General features: G+C 66.5%; 15 protein-coding genes. 5 read left to right on the top strand and 10 right to left on the bottom strand.

Features of this window, described 5'->3' with window-relative positions; translation table 11 throughout:
• From BGN95_RS15515 to BGN95_RS15505, 3 genes are all read left to right on the top strand, one after another.
• Positions 1 to 820: class I SAM-dependent methyltransferase (locus BGN95_RS15515; RefSeq protein ID WP_286773219.1), on the top strand; the 820-nt coding region annotated here is incomplete at its 5' end.
• On the top strand, positions 813 to 2,000 hold the full coding sequence (locus BGN95_RS15510) for a DUF1972 domain-containing protein (protein WP_286773218.1): 1,188 nt from the start codon (positions 813 to 815) through the stop codon (positions 1,998 to 2,000). The genes BGN95_RS15515 and BGN95_RS15510, both read left to right, overlap by 8 nt.
• The gene (locus tag BGN95_RS15505; protein ID WP_265311872.1) at positions 1,997 to 3,145 is read left to right on the top strand and encodes a glycosyltransferase family 4 protein; all 1,149 of its coding nucleotides are present in this window, start codon (positions 1,997 to 1,999) and stop codon (positions 3,143 to 3,145) included. The genes BGN95_RS15510 and BGN95_RS15505 overlap by 4 nt, the downstream gene beginning before the upstream one ends.
• 38 nt (positions 3,146 to 3,183) lie before the next feature.
• Here BGN95_RS15505 and BGN95_RS15500 read toward each other — a convergent pair whose 3' ends face one another.
• From BGN95_RS15500 to BGN95_RS15485, 4 genes are read right to left on the bottom strand one after another with little or no spacing between them, the layout of a single operon-like run.
• Positions 3,184 to 4,308, bottom strand: a complete 1,125-nt coding sequence (locus BGN95_RS15500) for an alkaline phosphatase (RefSeq protein WP_265311873.1) — start codon at positions 4,306 to 4,308, stop codon at positions 3,184 to 3,186.
• Positions 4,305 to 5,717, bottom strand: a complete 1,413-nt coding sequence (locus BGN95_RS15495; RefSeq protein ID WP_286773217.1) for a sensor histidine kinase — start codon at positions 5,715 to 5,717, stop codon at positions 4,305 to 4,307. Before BGN95_RS15495 ends, BGN95_RS15500 begins: the two co-directional genes overlap by 4 nt.
• Positions 5,714 to 6,400 (bottom strand): response regulator transcription factor, encoded by a 687-nt coding sequence (locus tag BGN95_RS15490; protein ID WP_179514248.1) that lies wholly within the window; start codon positions 6,398 to 6,400, stop codon positions 5,714 to 5,716. Before BGN95_RS15490 ends, BGN95_RS15495 begins: the two co-directional genes overlap by 4 nt.
• Positions 6,401 to 6,454: 54 nt before the next feature.
• Positions 6,455 to 9,430 carry a TonB-dependent receptor gene (locus tag BGN95_RS15485; protein WP_286773216.1) on the bottom strand — a complete coding sequence of 992 codons (2,976 nt, stop codon included), beginning with the start codon at positions 9,428 to 9,430 and terminating at the stop codon, positions 6,455 to 6,457.
• 370 nt (positions 9,431 to 9,800) lie between these two features.
• Between BGN95_RS15485 and BGN95_RS15480 the strand changes: the two genes are divergently transcribed.
• Positions 9,801 to 11,000 (top strand): histidine-type phosphatase, encoded by a 1,200-nt coding sequence (locus BGN95_RS15480; protein WP_286773215.1) that lies wholly within the window; start codon positions 9,801 to 9,803, stop codon positions 10,998 to 11,000.
• A gap of 13 nt (positions 11,001 to 11,013) precedes the next feature.
• On the opposite strand, the gene BGN95_RS15475 is transcribed toward BGN95_RS15480, so the two are convergent.
• The 6 genes from BGN95_RS15475 to BGN95_RS15450 all read right to left on the bottom strand — a co-directional run bounded on the left by BGN95_RS15475 (position 11,014) and on the right by BGN95_RS15450 (position 18,160).
• Positions 11,014 to 11,454: an aconitase X swivel domain-containing protein gene (locus BGN95_RS15475; RefSeq protein WP_286773214.1), complete on the bottom strand. Its 441-nt coding sequence runs from the start codon at positions 11,452 to 11,454 to the stop codon at positions 11,014 to 11,016.
• Positions 11,451 to 12,743: an aconitase X gene (locus BGN95_RS15470; RefSeq protein WP_286773213.1), complete on the bottom strand. Its 1,293-nt coding sequence runs from the start codon at positions 12,741 to 12,743 to the stop codon at positions 11,451 to 11,453. The genes BGN95_RS15475 and BGN95_RS15470 overlap by 4 nt, the downstream gene beginning before the upstream one ends.
• A 62-nt stretch (positions 12,744 to 12,805) precedes the next feature.
• Complete coding sequence (locus BGN95_RS15465; protein WP_179514243.1) at positions 12,806 to 13,423, bottom strand: MarR family winged helix-turn-helix transcriptional regulator; 618 nt, start codon at positions 13,421 to 13,423, stop codon at positions 12,806 to 12,808.
• Positions 13,424 to 13,456: 33 nt separating this feature from the next.
• The gene (locus tag BGN95_RS15460) at positions 13,457 to 14,839 is read right to left on the bottom strand and encodes an MFS transporter (RefSeq protein ID WP_286773212.1); all 1,383 of its coding nucleotides are present in this window, start codon (positions 14,837 to 14,839) and stop codon (positions 13,457 to 13,459) included.
• 133 nt (positions 14,840 to 14,972) lie between these two features.
• Positions 14,973 to 16,649 (bottom strand): dihydroxy-acid dehydratase, encoded by a 1,677-nt coding sequence (locus BGN95_RS15455; RefSeq protein WP_265311880.1) that lies wholly within the window; start codon positions 16,647 to 16,649, stop codon positions 14,973 to 14,975.
• Between the two features lie 35 nt (positions 16,650 to 16,684).
• Positions 16,685 to 18,160 carry an FAD-dependent oxidoreductase gene (locus tag BGN95_RS15450; RefSeq protein ID WP_286773211.1) on the bottom strand — a complete coding sequence of 492 codons (1,476 nt, stop codon included), beginning with the start codon at positions 18,158 to 18,160 and terminating at the stop codon, positions 16,685 to 16,687.
• A gap of 330 nt (positions 18,161 to 18,490) precedes the next feature.
• On the opposite strand from BGN95_RS15450, the gene BGN95_RS15445 reads away from it, so the two are divergent.
• The gene (locus BGN95_RS15445) at positions 18,491 to 21,388 is read left to right on the top strand and encodes a TonB-dependent receptor domain-containing protein (RefSeq protein ID WP_286773210.1); all 2,898 of its coding nucleotides are present in this window, start codon (positions 18,491 to 18,493) and stop codon (positions 21,386 to 21,388) included.
• Positions 21,389 to 21,400 lie beyond the last annotated feature (12 nt).

Genomic DNA, 21,400 nt, shown 5'->3' with positions numbered 1-21,400 from the left:
CGGCATGAAATATCAGATCCTCAGCGCGACGCGCGCGCTCGGTTTGTTGCCCGTGTTCGACCGCGTCTCCTATCTGCGCCGGACCGCGGGGAAAGCGCGCGACAATCGCGCCTTCCGCGCCGCGCATCCCGATTTCGCCGTGCCGCCCGCCGATCTCGCCTTCGATGCTTACAACAAGGTCGACTGGGCGGATTATCACGATATCGGGCGCGAACATGCCCGGGTGTTCGCGGACCTAGTGCGCCGGCACGTTCCGGCGTCGTCCCGGCTCAGCATATTGGAATGGGGTTGCGGGCCGGGGCGGCTCATCCGGCATCTGCCCGATCTGCTCGCCGATCGCGCGCCGCTGCTCACCGGCACCGATTACAATCCGGCGACGATCGCGTGGTGCGCGGCGAACCTGCCCGGGATCGATTTCGCGCTGAACGGGCTCGCGCCGCCCTTGCCCTTTCCCGACGGGACGTTCGAAGCGATCTATAATTTCTCGGTCTTCACGCATCTTTCCGCCGACATGCACGAGGCCTGGGCGATGGAATTGCGGCGCGTGCTGCGGCCCGGCGGCCTGTTGATCGCGACGACCCACGGCGATCACTACCGCTATCTGCTGGCGCAGCGCGCCGAGCGCGAGGCTTATGATCGCGGCGAGATCGTCACCCAGGCGCAATATCAGGAGGGGAAGAAATGGTATTTCGCGGTCCACCCGCCTGCCTATGTGCGGAACAGGCTGCTCGCGCGGTTCGAACGGGTCGAGCAGGTGCAGCCCGGCGCGACCGCCGATATGACACAGGACGTGTGGATCGGGTTCAAGCCGCATGAGTGACGCATCCGCCCCGTTGCGCATCGCGCTGATCGGCGACCGCGGAATTCCGGCGCGCTACAGTGGGTTCAGTACCTTGGTCGAGGAGCTGGCGGTCGGGCTGGTGCGCGATCACGGCATGGACGTGATGGTCTATTGCCGCAACCAATATTATGATTCGCGCCCGCCGTACTATAAAGGCGTCAATTGTCGGTATCTGCCCGCGCCCGGAGGCAAGAGTTTCGAAAGCATCGTCCACAGCAATATGGCGATCCTCGACGCCTGCGCGCGGCGCTTCGATCTCGCCTTCGTGGTCGATCCGGGGAACGGGCCGTTCATCCTCCCGCTGAAGGCGATGCGCGTCCCCGTCGTCATCCACACCGACGGGCTCGGCTGGCAAAGGCGCAAATGGAGCCCGCTTCAACAGCGCTATTATAAATGGTCGGAGAAGGCGAGTGCCAGACTAGCCGACTGGCTCGTCACCGATTCGCGCGCGATGCAGCGCTATTACGCCCAAGAATATGACGCGCCGTCGACCTATATTCCCTATTCCGGCAAGGTCGGGGACGAGCCGGACGCGGCTGCACTGGAACGCTTCGGGGTTACACCCGGCGATTATTATCTGGTGGTGGCGCGGATGGAGCCGGAAAATAACGTCGATCTTATCATTCGCGAATATCGTGCGGCCGGGGTCACGCGGCCACTGATCGTCGTCGGCAGCGTTCCTTATGAGAGCGATTATGCGCGGGCGATCGCGCTGGAGGATGATGGTCAGGTGCGTTGCGTCGGCGGGGTGTTCGAGTCAGCAGCGCTCAACGCGCTCTACCGGCATTGCGCGTTCTATCTCCACGGGCATGAGGTCGGCGGTACCAATCCCAGTCTGCTCCGCGCGATGCATTGGGGCGCGCCGTGCCTGCCGATCAACGTCGTGTTCCATCGCGAGGTGGTGGGGGACGACAATCCCTATTTCGACAAGGCCCCCGGCCATCTTGCCGCGTTGCTGCGCGCGCTTGACGGCGACGCGGATCGCCGCGCGGCATTGGGGCGGGCGGCGCAGGCGCGCGCCGCCGCGGTGTTTCGCTGGGATGCGGTGGTCGACGGTTATGCGACATTGTTCCGGCATGTCGTCGCGCAGCGCCGCACCGGGCGGCAGGCGGCGCCGGAAAAGGTGGGCGAAACCTATCGTCCTGAACTGTTCGTTTGAAGATCCTCCACGTCTTCAACCGGCATCGCGGCGGGGGCGGATCGGACAATGCCTGGGATGCGACGATCGCTCTGTCGCGCCGCCGGGGGCTGGAGATCACGACATTCGAGCGCGACAGCCGTGCGCTGCCGCCGGGTCTGGCGGGGAAGGTATCGGCCTTTGCCAACGGCCTTTACGGCGCGGCCGCGCTGCGGGATTTTCGCCGGCGGCTACGCGACGCGCGGCCCGATATCGTCCACACCCACGAACTCTATCCGCTGATCACGCCCTGGGTGCTCGAACTCTGCGCGGATGCCGGGGTGCCGGTGGTGCATAGCTGTTACGATTTCCGCATCACCTGCCCGGTCGCGACGCATTATGACGGCGCGGCGGTCTGCACGCGTTGCGCGGATTCGGGCGCGCATCAGGCGGTGGTGCGCAATTGCCGCGGGAACCGCGCGGAAAGCGCTGCCTTCGCGCTGCGCCACGCAGTGGCGGGCTGGCGCGGTCTTTACCAGCGGCATGTCGCGCAATTCATCGTCCTCACCGATTTCAGCCGCCGCTGGCTAATCGAGCGCGCGGGGATCGCGCCTGAGCGGATCACCGTCAATGAATGCGCGATTCCCGCCGCGCCCGCGCCGGTCGATCCGATGGGCGGCGGCTATATCGGCTATGCCGGGCGCTTCGTGCCCGAGAAAGGGATCGACACCTTGCGCGATGCGGCGCGGATCAGCGGATTGCCGGTGCGGCTCGCCGGCCCCGCGGGAAGCGATCGCCGCCATGTCGACGGCGCGGACATTGCCGTCACCCTCACCGCGAATGCCGAGCAATTGGCGGCTTTCTATCGCGGCGCGCGCTTCTTGGTGGTGCCGAGCCTGTGGTTCGAGACCTTCGCGATCGTCGCCGCGGAAGCGATGGCGCATGGCATCCCGGTGATCGCGGCGCGGATCGGCGCGCTGCGCGACACGGTGCGCGAAGGCGAGACCGGGCTCCATTTCACCCCGGGGGATCCGGTCGACCTTGCCGCGACGATGCGCCGGCTGTGGGACGATCCTGCGCTGTGCCGCCGCCTCGGCCGCGCGGCGCATCGAGACGTGCAACATCGGTTCAGCGAAGACGCGCATTTCACGCGCCTGATTGAGGCCTATCGACGCGCGGCGGCATAGCGAGCCGCGACGCGACCGCCGCGGCTCCCTGTTTTCGGCTATTGGTCGCGCTTCCACCCGAAGGCCGAGAGCATGATGTCGAACAGCCGGGTGTTGGGGAAGAAGCCGTGCACCTTGTCCGCGCCGGGGCCCGATGCGGCGACGATCACCTCCTCGCCGGTGTGCCCGTCCTGGACGCTGATCACGTCGTTGGTCGCGTTGGTGACGCCGGGCTTCGCCGCTGCGGCATCATATTGCGCGGCCAGCGGCGTGCCGCGCTCGCCACCGCCGGTGCGCAGCCCGAAGCTGTGATCGGCGGTGAACAGGATCAGCGTGTCCTTGCCTGCGATCTGGCTGACCCGCCGGATCATCTCGTCCATCTCGACGACGTGGCGCAGCCCCTTCTTCGGATCGTCGGTATGCATGTCCCATTCGACCATCAGGAAATAGCCCTTGGGATTGCGGGCGAGCTGCGCGATCGTCGCCTCCACCGTCGGGATCGGCGCGAAATCCGTGTCACGCAGCACCGCCGCGCGGCGCGCATCGCGCACGATCGCCGGATCGTCGCCGAAGCGGTAGCCCGATGCCGCAAAGGCCTGTTCGGGCGTGGTCTGCCGCGCCGCGAGCGAGGCGACGGCATCGGCGCGGCCCTTGCCGACCAGGATGTCGACGCCGTCGCCGAAGCGCGGCGCGAGCATCTGGCGGAAGATCTCGTCCTTGTCCTTGCGCGCGCCGACATGCGCGAAGCACGCCGCCGGGGTGGCGTCCCAGATCGCCATATTGGTGATCACGCCGGTCGAAAGCCCGCGCTGTTCGGCATATTCGAGCAGCGTCTTGACCGGGGCTACTGCGCCGTTCTGACCGGTGGGGACGGCCGAAACCATCGAATTGTTGGTCTTGTGGCCGGTCATGATCGCGGTCATCCCCGCGCCCGAATCGGTCACCCAGCGGTTGAGCGACGAGGTGTCCGACAGCCCGATATGCGGCATCGAATGGATGAACAGCGATTGCGGCCGGTCATGCGCGAGGATCCCGCCGGCGTTGAGCGTCGGCAGCCCGCCCGCGTCGCCGAGGAACAGGATGACGTTGCGCGCTTCCTGCGCGACGGCGCTCCCCGCTGTGGCCGAAAGCAGCACGGCGACGGCGCCCGCCAGCGCGCGGCGGGTCTTGGAGATATGGGTCATTCGGTGGCTCCTTGCTGATGAGATGACGAGGGCGGCAGAAGCGAGAGGATCAGGCGCGCACGCAGCCCCGGCCGATTGTCCTCGAGCGCAAGCCGTCCGCCGTGGAGCGAGGCGACGGCGCTGGCGAGGCTGAGGCCGAGCCCGGTGCCCGGGGTGTTGCGCGCGCGATCGAGCCGGCCGAATTTGCGGATCGCCTCGGTCCGACGTGCGGCGGGGATGCCGCCCGCGCGATCGGCGACGCAGATATGCACCTCGCCGTCGACCGCCTCGGCCTCGAGCGCGATCGCGCCGCCTGCCGCGCCATATTTGAGCGCATTGTCGATCAGGTTCGCCACCGCGCGCGCGACCAGCGCGCGATTGCCGTGGAACTCGAGCCGCGGCGGGCAGGCGACGGTGATCTCGACCCCGTTTGTGCGGGCGAGCGGCTGGTAGATCTCGCCGAGATCGCCGAGCACCGCGGCAAGGTCGAAGCGTTCGAACGTGCCGCGCCCGACGCCGGCCTCCGCGCGGCTGATCTCCAGCGCGCTTTCGAGCATGTGCAGCACGATGCCGACTTCCAGCGCGATCGCGTCGAACCGCGCGCGGGATTCGGGGGCGGGCGATTCCGCCAGCGCCTCGCTCACCTGGATATGGATGCGCGTGAGCGGGGAGCGCAGATCGTGCGCCAGCGCGTCGGTCAGCGTGCGATGTTCTTCCACCAGCGTTTCGATCCGGTCGAGCATCGCGTTGAGCGAGGTCTTGAGGCGGTCGACCGGGTCACCGCTGCCGTCGGTATCGGCGCGGCGCGCGAGATCGCCCGCGCCGACCTGCTGGCCGATCCCGGCGATCGCCGCGACCATGCGGTTCATCTCGCGGACGATCGCGACGCTGCCCAAGAGGCCGACCGGGACCGCCAGCGCAAAGGCGGCGAACAGCGCGAGCAGCAGCGCCCCCTCCATCCGCGCGCGATTGTCGAGCAGCCCGCCGAGCAGCAGCCGGTGCCCGGAGGGATAGCGGACCGTCTTGACGAGGAATTTGTCGGGCGCGCCGCCGCTGTCGCGAGTCAGCGCGAACGGGGTCCAGTCGGTCGGCGCGGCGAGCCCGGCGGGCCAGCGTGCGATATTGCCGGCGAGCTTGCGGCCTTCGGGATCGACCAGCAGGATCGCGGTCCGGTCGCGGTGCGCGCGTGCGGCGCGGCTCTCGACCTCGTGCCTCAGTTGGGCGATGCCGCCGCGCGCATATTGCTTTTCGAGATTGCTCTGCCGGAATTCGAGCGGGCGGGTGAAATCGGCGATGATGATGCGGTCGACCTGGAAATAGACGTAGAGCAGGATCGGCAGGATACAGGCGAGGTTGAGCACGAGGTGCAGCGCGAGGAAGCGCCCGCTGGTCGAGCGCCACGCGGGCAATCGGCGCCGCGCGGGGCTCATGCCGGCGCGCCCAGTCGATAGCCGGCGCCGCGCACGGTACGCAGCAGCGGGGTGAGCCCCGGCCGGTCGATCTCCTTGCGCAAATTGCTGACATAGACGTCGATCACGTTGGTGCCGGGATCGAAATCGTAATTCCATACCTTCTGGAGGATCATCGAGCGGGTGACGACCTGCCCCTGGTTGCGCATCAGGAATTCGAGGAGCTGGATCGCGCGCGGCTGGAGCTGGAGCAGCTGCCCGGCGCGTTCGGCGCGCGAGGTGAGGAGATCGAGCGTCAGGTCCGCGCAGGCGAGCCGGGTGACCACCGCGGGCGCGGCGGCGCGGCGGCGGTGGAGCACCTCCAGCCGGGCGAGCAGTTCGGTCATCGCAAAGGGCTTGACCAGATAATCGTCCGATCCGGCGCGGAGCCCCCGCACGCGCTCGTCGGTCGAGCCGATCGCGGAGAGGATGATGACCGGCGTGTCGCAATCGCGCGCGCGCAGCGTTTCGAGCAAACTGAGGCCGTCGAGCCCGGGCAGCATGCGATCGAGCACGATGCCGTCGAGATCGTCCTGCTGCGCGAGCTCCAGCCCGCGCACGCCGTCCGCGGCGCGGCGGACATTATAGCCCTCCTGTTCGAGGCCCGAGGTGAGGAAGTTGGCCGTGGCCGGATCGTCCTCCACGACAAGAATGGTCCTGCTCATGCCGCTCCGGTTCGCGTTCGGGAGGCGCCGCCAGGGCGCCTCCCCGTTTCATCTTCAGAAGTTGAGGCGCACCCCGGCGAGGTAGCGGCGGCCGAACAGCTCATGCTCGATCGGGCGCGAATAGCTCCCCTGATAGCGGATGCCGGCCTCGTTGGTGAGGTTGTTGGCGTCGAGATAGAGCTGGATATTGTCGTTGATCGAATAGCGTAGCGACAGATCGAGGCGCGCGACATTGGCCCAATAAGTGTCGCCGATAATATCGCCGCTGCCGATCGCGTCGAGATATGCCTTTTGCCACTGATAGCTGACGCGGGCCGAGAAGCCGTAACGCTCGTAATAGCCCGAGATATTGTAGATCAGCGGCGAGGCGCCGGGCAGATCGGTGGTGCGGCCGTCGGGCGTCGTCGCCTTCGAGTCGTTGAGCGTCAGATTGGTCTGGATGCCGAAGCCCTGCGCCCAATCGGGCAGCCCGGCCGAGCGCGCCAGCCCTTCCAGCGGCTGCGAGAAAGCGAATTCGATGCCCTTGATATGGCCGCCCCCGCCGTTGGCGATCGTCGAATAGCGATAATCCGACCGATCGATGCCGCCCGAGTTGAGCACGTCCGACCCGAATTGCGTCAGCTCGACATCGTAGAGGATGTCCTTGAGATCCTTGTAATAACCGCCGACCGAGAAGAAGCCGCGCGAGGGCATGTACCATTCGAAATAGAGATCGACGCCCTTGGCGCGCTCGGCCTTCGCCTTGGGATTGCCGCCCGAGACGATCTGATCGGTGTCGTTGTAGGAGAAATTGGGTCGCATCTGATCGTAATCGGGCCGCGCCGCGCCGGTATTGCCCGAAAGACGCAGCTTCATATTGCGGTTGATGTCCCAATTGACGTGGATGCTGGGATAGACCGAGACGAAGCTGTTCGAGACGACGGTCGGCATCCACCCGCTATTGGTCATCGACAAGGCAGAACCGGTGTTCTTGATGCGCTCGATGCGGGCGCCGTAGACGATATTGCCCCAGTCGAAATAGGTCGTGCCCATCGCATAGCCGGCGATGACTTCCTCGGTGACGCGATAGTCGTTCTTCTGGCTGGTATCCTTCTGGATCTGCGCCGCGCCGGCCGCGACATATTTGTCGAACAGCGCGGTGCCGAGCTCGCTGGAGAAATATTTGAACCCATAGCCGAGCGGCAGCTTGCCCTTATAGGGCGTGTCGATGCTGATATCCCCCTGGGCGGGGCTGGCGAGCCCGGCGGCGGCGAGCGTCGCGGGGGTCACTTCCAGCACGGTGCGGCGCGAGGTCTTGGTGCGCTTGTCATATTCGCCGCCGAACTGGAAGACGGTATTGGCGCCGAACAGTTCGAGGCTGTGCTCGATATCGAGCTTGCCGGTATAGGCATTGGTGCGATCGAGCTGGCGGTTGCGGGTCATCGACAGGAATTGCAGCTCGGTCGGCGAAATATAGGGCCGCGCCGCGCCCGCGCTATAGGTGCCGTTCGCGTTGCGCACCGTGTTGAACAACTGCACCTTCGACAGGTTCGGATCGGTGAAGTCGTAGACGAGAGTGGGACGCTTGGTGAAATCGGTGGGGCTGCTCCACGAGGATTGGAACGGCGGCTTGCTGCGATCGTCGGCGCGGGTGTAGTTCAGCCGCCACTTGATCTTCCATGTATCCATTTCGTGCTCGCCGGCGAGCGTATTGGTGAAGATGCTCTGGCGCGAGGAATTGGAGTTCAGCGTGCTCTCGATCTCGGCGCCGTAGAGCGTGCCGCGCATCGGGGTGTTGCCGGTGCGGATATCGGCATAGCCGGTGGTGGTGCCGACCTTGCTGCTGCTCGTCTTCTTGGCATCCTGATCGAGATCGAAGACCCAGGCGTTGCGCAATTCGTCGTCGCGGAACTGGCTGTAGATCGAGGAGAAGAACACCTTGTTGTCGCTGTCGGGGCGCCATTCGATACGCCCGGAGAAGGAAGTGTTGCTGCGCTTCAGGCGATAGAGCTTGTTCTGCGTCTTGGCGTTCCAGATCCGGTTCTGGCCGCCTGGCTCCTGATCCTCGGGCGCGATTTCCCACGAATTCTCGAAATTGTCGGTCACCATGTCGCGCTCGTAGCGCGAGCCGCCGACCAGCACGCCGATCGTGTCGTTGGCGAAGCGGCCGGACAGGAAGCCGCTGACATTATATTGCTTGCCCTGGCCCAGATCGTTGTAGCCATAGCCCCCGTCGAGCGAGGCCTTGAGGCCGGGATAGTCGAACGGGCTGCGGGTGACGATGTTGATATTGCCGGCGACGGTCTCGCCCGGCATGTCGGCGGTCACCGCCTTGCGGATCACGGTCTGGCTGGCGATCGACGACGGGATCGTGTCAAAGCGCGTCTCGCGGCCGGCGGGGCTGATCACATTGACCCCGTCGAACGCCATCGTCGTCCAGCTCGCCGGCGAACCGCGCAGGCTGATATAGCGCTCCTGCCCCTGATCGCGGCCGACGCTGACCCCTGGCAGGCGGCTGACCGCGGCGGCGATATTCTGGTCGGGGAAGCGCCCCGCGCTGTCGGCGGCGATCACGTCGACCAGCGAGGTGGAGGCGCGCTTGAGCTGCAGCGCGGCCTCTTCGGATTCGGCGATCGGGCGGCTGCGGCTCACGACGATGTCGCCCGCCGTATCGGTCGTCCTGGGCTTGAGCGCGACCTTGACCTCGGCGGCGGCGCTGGTGCCGACCTCGACCGTTTCATGGCCGGTCTCGAAGCCGATATAGCTTATGCTCAATTGCTGGGTGCCCGCCGGCACGCGCTGCAGCGTGAAGCGGCCGTCGCTGTCGGTGACGCCGACGATATCCGATCCCTCGACGCGCACCTCGGCGCCGTGCAGGAAATCGCCCGATGCATTCACCACCACGCCGGATACGCGGCCCTCGGCGCGCGGGCCGGCTTCGGATTGCGCATATCCCGGCGCGGGGGCGAGCGAAACGCTCGATACGGCGACGGCGATCAGCGCGGCGCGGAGCCGCAGACGGTTCTTGGGATTGTTCAGGAAAACAGGCACGGCAAATAACCCCCGGTTTTCGCAATTCGATGAATTGCGTGTTTTCAGAAAATCCTCCGATGTGCGGGAAACTATTCTTGAAGTCGTGTTGAAGTTACGGGTTTGCCCCGTGTGTCAAAACATCTTCTACAGAGTCACCGACGCGCGCCATCGTTGTGGATCGTCGGGACGGGCACTAGGCGGGCGTATTTACGCTTCTGTGACATCGCGAAAAATTAGGGAAATTTAAGATTTGCGCGCCCAGCCGGCGCATTCCGCCGATTTCGCCCGGATCGCGCGCGTGACGACCGGCGCCTGCTGTCACCGATCGGTCACACCCGCGGCATACCCCGCAATCTGCATCCAACGGAATCCGCCCATGAAGAACCCTATGCCGCGCCTCCGCCTCCTCGGTGTTCTGCTCGCTGTTCTTTCCGCCCCGGCACTTGCCGCGCCCGCGCCCGGCAAGACGGAGGTGACGGTGGAACGGGTCGTCATGCTGATGCGCCACGGCGTGCGCCCGTCGACCAAATTCCCGGCGACGCCCGCCGGCACGACCAAGGAGGCGTGGCCGGGCTGGTCCACCCCCGCGGGTGATCTGACCGCGCACGGCGCAGAAGGGGTGAAACGTCTCGCCGCTTATGATCGCATACTGTTCACCGAGCAGGGTCTCCTCCCCGCCACGGGCTGCGCGGCGCCGGGCACGATCGCGGCCTGGTCGAGCGGCAGTTCGCGCGCGATCAAGACCGGTTCAGCCTTTCTCGAAACGTTGCAGCCGGGGTGCAAGGTCGCGCTCGATCACCCGGCCGACGAGGATGCCGAAGACCAGTTCCACCCGACATCGGCGGTCGACGGCGACCGCGCATTGGCGGCAGCGCAGGCGCAACTTCCGCCGGGCGGCCTGGAGCACGTCGTCGCCGAGCGACGGGCCGATTTCGCGACGCTCGAGCGGATCGTCGGCGTGCCGGTCGACACCGCGTCCTCGCTCAAGGCCATCCCCGGCGACAACCCGGATATCAAGGGCGGGCTCTCGTTCGGATCGACCGCCGGGCAGACGATCCTGCTCCAATATCTCGAAGGCATGCCGATGCGCGAGGTCGGCTGGGGCCGGGCGAGCAAGGCGGATATCCAGGCCGTGCTGCGCTTCCACCCGACCAAGTTTCAATATGAAGTCCGGCCGCCCTATGCCGCGCAGCGCGTCGCCGCGCCGCTCGTCAGACGGATCGTCGATGCCTTGTCCGGCGACGGGCCGCGCGTGACATTGCTGTTCGGCCACGATGGCAATCTCGCCGCGCTTGGCGGCTTCTATGACATGCACTGGACGATGGCCGATTATCCGCGCGACGATATCGCCCCCGGCGGCGCGATCGGGTTCGAGCTGGTCCGCGACGCGGCGGGGCGTCGCTACGTCCGCGCGTTCCAGCAGGCGCAGTCGATGGACCAGCTCAGGCAGCTTACCCCGCTGACCAGCGCCGCGCCGCCGAGCCGCAGCTATCTGACGATTCCCGGCTGCGGATCGGATGTGATGCGCTGCGATCTGGCGACGTTCGAAAGGCTCACGCGCGATCGGCTCGCGCGCCCGGCGGACTGACGCGGGCGGCGGGTCAGCGCTCGCGTTTCCAGATCGTCACCGTTCCCGCATCGCCGTCCACCCGCACCCGGTCTCCGCTCTCGATCAGCGTGAAGGGATCGCGATCGAGATCGACGACCGACGGCACCCGCATCACGACGCAGCCCAGCGCGACCTTGGTGGTCATCGTGGTGAAAACCATCGCCAGCGGCGCGGTGCCCGCCAGCCGCGCGGTGTGGAACACCCCCGACCAGCCCGATGAGCCCTTCGCGCCGGGGAAGACCAGCACCTTGCCGGCGAAGGTCGTCCCCTTCAGCTCGTGGCGGCTCTCGATCACGGTGCCGGTCATCGCATTGACGCCGCCCCAGCCCGAGATCGTCTCGCGCGTCACCAAAGCCTCGCCCTCGGCCACCCCGCCGACGACGCCGCGCCCGTGGAGGACGATCGGGCGCAATTCGGTTTCGATGTCGCTCATGCCACGAGCCTCCCGTTCCACTTGCCGGTGCAAGCCGCGTCGATGCAGTCGGCGGTCGTGCCATACCACCCCTCGATCCCCATGATCGCGGGCAGATAATGAACCTGTTTGGCGCTATCGAGCGCGGCGACGCGCGTGCCGGGGGGCACCGCCTGGCTGATCGACGAGCAGGTATCGGTCATCAGCTTGGCGCCTGCTGCAGAGAGGATCCGGGTATAGCCGCTGGCGTCGGCGGTCGCCTTCACCGCGCGCGAGGTGAAGATCCACAATTCGCTATTGGCCGAAACCCGGCGCCCCTCGATCAGCCGTGCGGCCTCGGCGATCTGCTCGACCGAATAATGCGGGCAGCCGAGCATGACGAAATCGACATCGGTGTTGCTCCCCACCGCGTTGAGCTGTTCATAGGTCCGCGCCCGCGCCGCTTTGTCGTAGACGAAGACCTCGCCGTGCGCCGCGCCGCCGAACGCCGCCTCGATCGTCGGGGCTTCGGGGGTGATGCCGACCATATGATACATTTCGACGCCGCCGGACGAGGCGGCCGCCGCGCCGAAATGCTTGTGGCGGATCAGGCTGGGCGCGCCGATCGCGCCGTCGAGTACCGGGATCGTATCCTGCACCGCATCGCCGGTGAAATAGCCGAGCATCCCCCATTCGAAGATATCGTCGACCGGCACCTCGACCCGCACGCGGTTCTGCCCGCGGCGGAATTCGTCGCGGTGGAAGCCCCAATCGGGGATGCGTTTGGCGAGCATCGCCGCGCTGGTCGATTCGCGTCCCTCGCAATTGGTGCGCCCGCCGATCACCGAATTGCAGAAGACCACCGCGGAGCTTTCCATCCATGCGCAATGCTCGCCCATCACCGGCACGTTGCCGGCGAGATAGGGGGTGCAGGTTTTGAGCACCTGGATGCCGTGCGCGGCGACCTGGCCCTCGTCATAGACAAAATTGTCGTGCTGCGCCTCGCTCATCCCCTGATCGCGCCACAGCGACGGGTCCATCCCGCCCTGCAGGTGACAGGAAAAAGCGTTCATCCGCGGCACATCGACCACCTCGTCGGAATCGAGGTCGAAGCGCGAGAAGATCGCGCGATAGTCGCCGCCGTCCGCGCGATAATAATTCTTGAGCCACGGCGTCGACGAGCCGGGGACGCCGGCGACATTGTTGGTCTCGACGAAGCGCTCGGCGCCGAGCGCGTCGGCATAGCGGATCAACAGGTCCATCGCCTTGGCGACCGCCGCGCCCTCTGCGCCGTCGGCCATCGCTCGTTCCGCCTCGGTCAGCGCGACCATCTTTCTCTCCTTAAGGTAGAATGCTACTTATATCGACAGGGAAGGGGGTTTGCCAGCACGGTTCAGCGCAACTGATCGAGCCGGCGCAGGATCTGGTTGAGCACCTTGAGCGCGATCTGAAGATCGTCGGGGTCGACGCCGTCCAGCACCTCGCTGCGGAGCTTGTTGGTCACCTTCATGATCTCGCCGATCACCGCGGTGCCCGCGGGGGTGATGCGATTGGTCGTCACCCGCGCATCGGTTTCCGACTGGCGGCGCTCGATCAGCCCGTCGCGCGCAAGCAGATCGAGCATCCGCACCATCGTCGGCCCTTCGACCGAGATCAGCCGGGCCATCTCGCCCTGCGTCATATCGCGCTCGGCGAAGGCGACGAGGAACAGGGTTTCCCAGCGCGCCATCGTCTGCTTGAGCGGCTTGACGCGATCGTTGGCGACCTTGCGCCAGCGCCGCGCGGCGGTGACGATCGCACGGGTCATGCGGAAATAATCGTAGTCGCCCGCTTCCTCGGGGAAATGTGTGCGATAGTTGAGCAGATGGCGCTCGCTGATCGCCGGTCCCTTGTCGTCGGCGATGCGGTCGATCTGCTCCCTCAGCGCATCGCGCTGGGGCACGAGCGCCGGCTGCGGGCCGCGCCGCTGCTCCGATCGCCGCCCCGCGCGCTTTTGCGTGCCATCGCTCATCTTCCGCCCCGATCCGTCATGCCTGACCTATGGTCATAGCGCCCGGCGCGCGCGCGGAGCAACCGCGACGCCGGGGAGGACGGCGGGATTGCCGCGCCGCACGATCAGCCCGATGCCGATCGCGCAGGCGGCGAGGATCGCGGGGCACAAGGCGAGGATCGCGAAGCTGCGGACGATCGGCATCCCGCTCGACAGGACATAGCCGCCGATGATCGGCCCGCCGATCCCGCCGAGCTTGGCGATCGAGGTGGCCCAGCCGCCGCCGTTGGCGCGGATCGCGCTGGGATAGAAGACGCTGGCGATCGACAGGATGCCGAAATGCGCCCCGCCGACGAAGGTAGTGGAAATGACCGAAAGCCACAGGAAGAGCTGCGGGTTCATCGGCAACAGCCCCACCGCGAGCAGCACCGGCGCGGCGCACAGCGGATAGACCGCGACCGCGAACGGGCCGAAGCGATCGGTGAAGCGCATCAGCGTCAGCCCGAGCACCGCGCCCATCACCCCCGAAAAGGAGGAGACATAGGCCGCCGTCTCGCGGCTGAACGCCATGTCCTCATAGACGATCGGCCCCCAATTGGCTTTGAAATAGACCGCGAGCGTGCTCATGATATAGCCGAGCCACAGCAGCGGCGTGAGGATCGCGAGCCGGCCCTCGAACAATTTGCCGACAGTGAAATTGCCCGTGTCGGTCTGCTCGTCGCCAAGTACGAAACGATCCTCGGCGCGCGCATCGAGCGCGGGGGAGAGGCGGTTGAGCGTCGCCGCGACGAGATCGGGTTTGAGCGCCTTGCTGGTCAGGAAGCGAATCGATTCGGGCAGCCATATCGCCAGCGCGACCGCGCAGACCATCGTGCAGACCCCGCCGAACAAGAAGACGCCTTCCCAGCCGTGGTGCGGCGCAAGCCACACCGTTACCGGGCCGGCGAGCGAGCTGCCGAGGCTGTAGCCCATCATGATGATCGTGATGACCGTGGCGCGCATCCGTTTCGGCACGAATTCGATGTTGAGCGCCCAGGCGAGCGGCAGCATCCCGCCGATCGCGAAGCCGTCGGCGAAGCGCAGGATCAGCAGCGCCTCATAGCTGCGCGCGAAGGCGGTCGCGAGCGTCAGCAAACCGAAGGCGAAGGCAGCGGCGACGATCGTGCGCCGCCGCCCGACGCGGTCGCCGATATAGGAGAAAGCGAAGCCGCCGACCATCATCCCCAGGATGCCCGCGGAAAAGACGTTGCCGAGCATCGGCTTGTCCAGCCCCAGCTCGTCGCGCATGTACGGCGCGGTGAAGCTGATCATCATCATGTCGAACCCGTCGAACACGGTGATCAGCCAGGAGAGCAGGATCAGCAGATAGTTGAACCGATCGAGCCCGCGGTCGTCGATGACGCGGGCGACGTCGATGGTGCGGGGCGCGGCCGGCATATCAGCCCCGCGCCCGCAGGCGGATATCAGCCGGAAACACGAACATAGTCCCCTCCTGGAGGCGCTTGGCGGGCCGTGGCGTTCTTGCGACGCCCTCGGCCCGGATCGGATCAATCTCGCAATATTCTTGATGTCATGGACGCGCGGGTTCCTGCACCAGCGCGGTGCCCTTGGCCATCGGTTGCACGCCGCGTCGATAGAGATCGAGATAGCCGGTCGGGTGCGCGGACAGCGGCTGCGCCTCATTGGGGCGTGCGGCAAATTCCGCCGCGTCGACCAGCACGTCGAGCCGTCGCGCCGGCACGTCGATCAGCACGATATCGCCGTCGCGCACCTGGCCGAGCGGGCCCCCGTCGACTGCCTCGGGCGAGACTTCGGCGATCGTCAACCCCTTGAGGCACAGGCCGGAGAGCTGGCCGTCGGTGACGAAGGCGACGTCGCGTGCCAGCCCCGCCGCGTCGATCGCGAACAGCACCAAAGATGCGCCGCCGCCCATCGCCGGGCCGCCCTTCGGCCCTTGCCCGCGCAGGATGACGACATCGCCCTTCTCCAGCGTGCGCGCCTCGATTTCGGCGAGCAAAGGCGCGGTCTGATCGAACACGCGCGCGCGGCCCTCGAAACGCTCGGGGCGTTTGGGATCGCGGATGCCGAGCTTCACCACCGCGCTGGCCGGCGCGAGGCTGCCCTTGAGGATCACGATCGATGGGCCGTCGGAAATCGGCGCGTCGAGCGGGCGGATGATCGCAGTATCGCCTTCGGGCGTGTCGGCGATCACCGCGGCGAGCGGCTGGCCGGTGCAGGTCATCGCATCGGTCTCGATCACCGGGGCGAGCCGCTTGAGCATCGCCGCCGCGCCGCCGGCATCCTCGAATCCCTCGATCCGCACCGGGCCGTTCGGGCGCACCGCGGTCAACACCGGCACCTTGCGGCCCATTTCCTCCCAGATCGCGAACAGATCGACATCGACCCCCGCCTCGACGGCGGTCGCCTGGAGGTGCTTGATCGCGTTGATCGAGCCGGAGACCGCGAGCGTCATCGCCGCGGCGTTGCGGAACGCCGCCTCGGTGAGGATGCGGCGCGGGCGCAGATCCTCGTGCACCATCTCAACGATGCGCGCGCCGGCCGCACGCGCCTTGTCGAACATCTTCTCGCTATTGGCGCGCACCGGGGCCGAACCGGGAATGCACATGCCCAGCGCCTCGACCACGCAATGCATCGTGTTCGCGGTCGCCATCCCGGCGCACACGCCCGGGCCGCGCACCGCCTGCGGGATCATGTCCTCGATCGGGAATTTCGGCGTCTTGCCGAAACGCTCGCCGACGCTGCCCGACCACAGATCCTCGAGGTCGACATGCTCGTCGCCGATCATCCCCGAGGCCTGATAGCCGCCGATCACCAGCAAGGTGGGGATGTCGAGCCGGGCGGCGGCCATCAGATGCCCTGGCGGGGTCTTGTCGCACGAGGTGAGGCAGACCATCCCGTCGAGCATCGCCGCCTCGACCTGCACCTCGATATCGTGGGTCACGACGTCGCGTGCGGCGAGGATATAGCTGCCCATCTTCGCCGCGCCGGTGATGAAATCGGAGGGCGCGGTGGTGCGGACCTCGAACGGCACGCCCCCGGCGGCGCGGATCGCGTCTTTCACCACCTTGGCCACCCCGTCGAGATGCGCGAAGCATACCGCGAGTTCGGACGACGAATTGACCACCGCGATCTTGGGCTTGAGCATATCCGCCTCGCTCAGCCCCAGCGCGCGCCAATGCGAGCGGCGGGTGGGCGAATTGGCGGCAAGGCTGCGCAGTTCAGGCATATCTTTCCTCTCCGTGCTCGGCGCTCAGGCGCCTGTCATTCGTTGGCGGCGCGTGCGACCGCGGCGGGGGCCGGCTCCCGAACATAGGCGCCCTGTTCGCGCAGCAGCGCCTGAAGCGCCGTCACGTCGACATCGCGCGGCTGCACCCCGTCGCGCACCGCCAGCGCCGCTGCGGCGCCCGCCGCGTGACCGGTCAGCCAGCATTGCGGGATCTCGCGCAGGAAGCCGTGCGAATTGGCATCGCATGAAACATGCCGGCCGCAGGCGAGCAGGCCATCGAGGCGCCGCGGCACCAGCGCGCCATAAGGGACCGAGATGACCGGAAATTTGGGCGAGACCGAGGGGCTGACGCCGATCTCGTCGGGCAGCACCTGTCCCTCGCTCCACTGACGCCGCTCGACGCGCCCCACGCCGGCCAGCCGGCGGGTGTGGCGCACGCCGAGCTGTGGCGCGCTCTGCAGCATGAAGGCATCCTCGAAGCCCGGCGCATGTTCGCGGAAGAAGGCGCAATGGCTGGCCATGAAGCGATGCGAGCGGACCTCGATCTCGGTCTGCTCGTCAACGTCGAGTGCGGACATGCCGGTCTGGCGCGGGCCGAGGAATAGCGCGATATCGTTGCGCCACGAGACATAGGGCCATTGGAAGAAGCCGAGTTCCGCCCGTCCCTTGGCGAGCAGCGCCTGATAGGCGGCGGGATCGCCGGTGCGGAAATCGAGCCAGCGCTGCATGTCCACCCCGCCGAGCATGAAGGCGGTGTTCATCGCGTGATGCGTGTCGGCGGGTTCGATGTCATTGTCGAAATCGGCGCCGGCGCGCGCGAACATATCGCCGTCGCCGGTCGCGTCGATCACCACCTTCGCGCGGATCGCCTGGCGGCCCATCTTGCTTTCGAACAGCGCGCCGCGCACGCATCCGTCCTCGACGATCGGCACCGCCGCCCAGCCGTGGAACGCCAGCCGCACCCCGGCCTCGATCAGCATTTCCTGCGAAACCAGCTTCAGCCGCTCCGGGTCGATCGTCGGCGACCAGGCGACGATGCCGTGGAAGGCGGCGGTGCGCGGCATCCAGTAAGCGGCATGTTGCGGATCGCGCGATCCCCATTGTTCGGGCGGCGGCCCGGCGATGCCCTCCGCGGGGAGGCGGGCGAGCACCGCCTCGGCAAAGCCGCGGATCACGGGTTCGCCTGCCCAGTCGGTCATGCGGTCGATCCAGATGACCAGCCCGCCGGTCGAAAGCCCGCCGAGATGATTGTAGCGTTCGAGCAGCATCACGTCCGCCCCCGCCCGCGCCGCCGCCCAGGCCGCCGCGGTCCCCGAAGGCCCGCCGCCCACCACCAGCACGTCGCAGCTGTGATAGATCGGCAGATCGCGCGCCGGCTCGCGGTACGTGCCGGTGCCGTTGCGCGGCGCGAAGGTCCGCTCGCGCGCCTCGAACAGATCGGAAGTGAGGATGCGATCCTCGGTCCGCTCGACGCTCTGGATCGTGGGTTTGACGGGTGGATTTTCTGACATTGCCGTTCGGCTTTCTGATCGGTCGTGGCGGGCCGATCGGGGCCTCGCCGGAATTCGGTAGCATTATATGTATTTCCGTTTCGGGGCTGTCAACCCGACCGGCCGGTGAGCGATTTCCTGTATAAATTGCTGATATATCGCGATTAAAATAATGAGCGGAGAGCCGGTGCCGCCAAGAAAAATAGCATTCTTCTAAAATAAGTAGAATAATACCTATTGTTACATTAGGCTACGTTCCAACGACGGCGCCCCGCAGCGCGCCGCGACAGGAGGAGGGAGCTTATGCGGAGAGGAAGCATCGCGAATCGGGTTCGGCACGGGGCAAGCGCATTGGCGCTCGGGCTCATGATCTCGGCCCCCGCGGCGCATGCGCAGGACAATGTACCGCCGGCCGATACGCCCGCGGCGAAGCGTGTCGCGCCGGCGGAGGAGGCGTCCGCCGACGCGGGCGGTTCGCACGACATCATCGTCACCGGATCGCGTCTCTCCGGGGGCTTTTCGGCGCCGACGCCGGTTTCGGTGGTGGGCGCGGCGCGGCTCGAGCAGCGCGGCATCGCCAATGTCGCCGACGCGCTCAACGAGGTTCCCGCCTTCCGCCCGTCGAACACCCCGGCGAGCGGTGAACTTGCCCCGACCGGGGGCTATGTCGGCGGGCGCATCCTCGATCTGCGCGGGCTCGGCGCGGTGCGCACGCTGACGCTGGTGGACGGCAAGCGCTTCGTCCCCTCGACCACCCAGGCGACGGTCGACACCAATATGATCCCGTCGATCCTGCTCCAGCGCGCCGAGGTGGTGACCGGCGGCGCCTCAGCGCAATATGGTTCGGACGCGGTGGCCGGGGTCGCCAACCTGATCCTCGATCACCGGCTGGAGGGCGTCAAGGGGTCGCTGCAGAACAGCGTCACCAAATATGGCGACAACCGGACCTTCGTCGGCGGCCTCGCCTTCGGCACGCGCATCGGGCAATCGATGCATCTGGTGATCGGCGGCGAATATGAATCCGGCGCGGGGATCGGCGATTGCCAGTCGCGCGATTTCTGCCGCAGCGAAGTGCTCAACTTCGGGCGCAACCCCGGTTATCCGGGGATGCCGGCCAACAACATCATGGGATCGATCCGCCCGTCGACCGTGCCCTTCAACGGCGTGACGGTGCCGCCGGGCAGTGCCTATACCGGGCGCACCTTCCCCGCGCTGCGCCCGATCGACGGCATCACCTTCGCCAATGACGGCACGCCGCGGCGCTTCGTCTACGGCGGCATGTCGAACAATCTCTACATGACCGGCGGCGAGGGGCAGGGGCAGAACATCTATTTCAAGGATCTGTTCTTCAACGCCCCGCTCGAACGCTATGCGCTCACCGGCAATCTCGATTGGGACGTGGCGCCCAATCTGTCGGCGTCATTGATGGTCAATTACGGCCACCTCAACGCCGAATATAGCGCGACCGCCTATCGCAATACCGCGATCACGATCCGCGCGGACAATCCCTTCATCCCGCGCTCGGCCGATCCGACGCTGGATATCCCGACCCTGCTCGCCGCATCGGGGGCATCGTCGTTCCAGATCGGCAAGGGCTTCGCCGAGCTCGGCCGCGCGCCGATCGTCACCACCAACAATGTGTTCCGCGCGGTGGGCAGCCTCAAGGGCAAGATCACCGAAGGCGTGGACTGGGATGCCTATTACCAGTTCGGCCGCAACGATTTCCGCTCCGAAACCCGCAACCAGACGGTCAGCGCGCGGATGCTCCGCGCGATTGACGCGGTGATGGGGCCGAACGGCCAGCCGATCTGCCGCGTCAACGCCGATCCCAACCCGGCCAACCACGATCCGGCCTGCGTCGCGTACAATCCGTTCGGCGCGCAGGCGAGCCAGGCGGCGAAGGATTATGTCACCGCCGACGGTTATCAGACCGCGATCACCACCGAGCATGTCGCCGCGTTCAACGTCCGCGCCAAGCTGTTCGATCTGCCGGGCGGCACCGTCCAGCTTGCGAGCGGGATCGAATATCGCAACGATTCGGTACGCGGCGACGCCGATCCGCTGTCGCGCAGCCTGGCGTTCTTCTCCGGCAACGGATCGCGCGTGTCGGGGAAGATCGAGGTGGTCGAGGGCTATGCCGAGACCGAGCTGCCGATCGTCCGCGCGGCGCCGTTCTTCAACGAGCTGAGCCTCAATGGCGCGATCCGCCGCACGCATTACAGCCGGTCGAGCGAGCTTTTGCCCAGCTCGAGCCTGTCGGTCACCACCTATAAATATGGCGCGGTGTGGGAGCCGATTCCGGCGATCCGGCTGCGCGCCACCAAATCGCGCGACATCCGCGCGCCCAATGTGATCGAGCTGTTCGGCCCGACGACGCTGGCGAGCGGAATCCTCACCGATCCGGCGCGCGGCGGGCAACAGGTCAATCCCGCGATCACCAGCGGATCGAACCCGAACCTCCAGCCCGAGCGCGCCGATACCTTCACCGCCGGGATCGTATTCAAGCCGAGCGGGGGTTTCCTCGGCCGGTTCCGCGCCTCGATCGATTATTATGAGATCAAGGTGCGCAACGCGATCAGCACCTTGGGGCAGCAGAATATCGCCACCCGCTGCTTCGAGGGCGAGCTGCGGAGCTGCGACCTGATCACGCGCGGCCCCGACGGCAGCATCACCCAGGTCCGCGACGTGCTGCAGAACGTCAACGAGCTGATCAATCGCGGCATCGACGCCGAGCTGGAATATCGCCAGCCGCTCGGCACGCTGGGCGACGTCAACTTCCGGCTGCTCGCGACCTATGTGAAGGATTTCATCACTGTCGACGCGGTCGGCCCGATCCAGCGCGCCGGGCAGACCGGGCTGCGCGGCGGCACCCCGCCGGGGCTCCCCGATCTGACGCTCGACGGGCTGGTGAGCTGGACCAAGGACGATTTCACGCTCAACTTCCACGGCCGTTACATCAACAGCGGCTTCTACAACGCCGCCTTCATCGGCCCGGATCAGGCGGGCTATAATATCGCCGCGGTCAACAGCTCGAACACCAACAAGGTGCCGGCGCGCGCCTATCTCGACGTGCTTGCGCAATATCGCATCCGCCACGGCGACCGGCACGAGCTGACCGCCTTCTTCGGCGTCGACAATCTGACCAACACGATGCCGCCGCTCAATCCGGGCGCGCACGGCACCGGCAATACTATCCTGTTCTCACCGTTCGGCCAGACATTCAAAGTCGGAATGCGGCTGACCTATTAAGGGGGCGATCGC

The organism is Sphingomonas sp. 66-10 (assembly GCF_001897045.1).
Classification (GTDB): Bacteria; Pseudomonadota; Alphaproteobacteria; order Sphingomonadales; family Sphingomonadaceae; genus Sphingomonas; species Sphingomonas lycopersici.
This window is presented reverse-complemented; position numbering and strand designations above follow the sequence as displayed.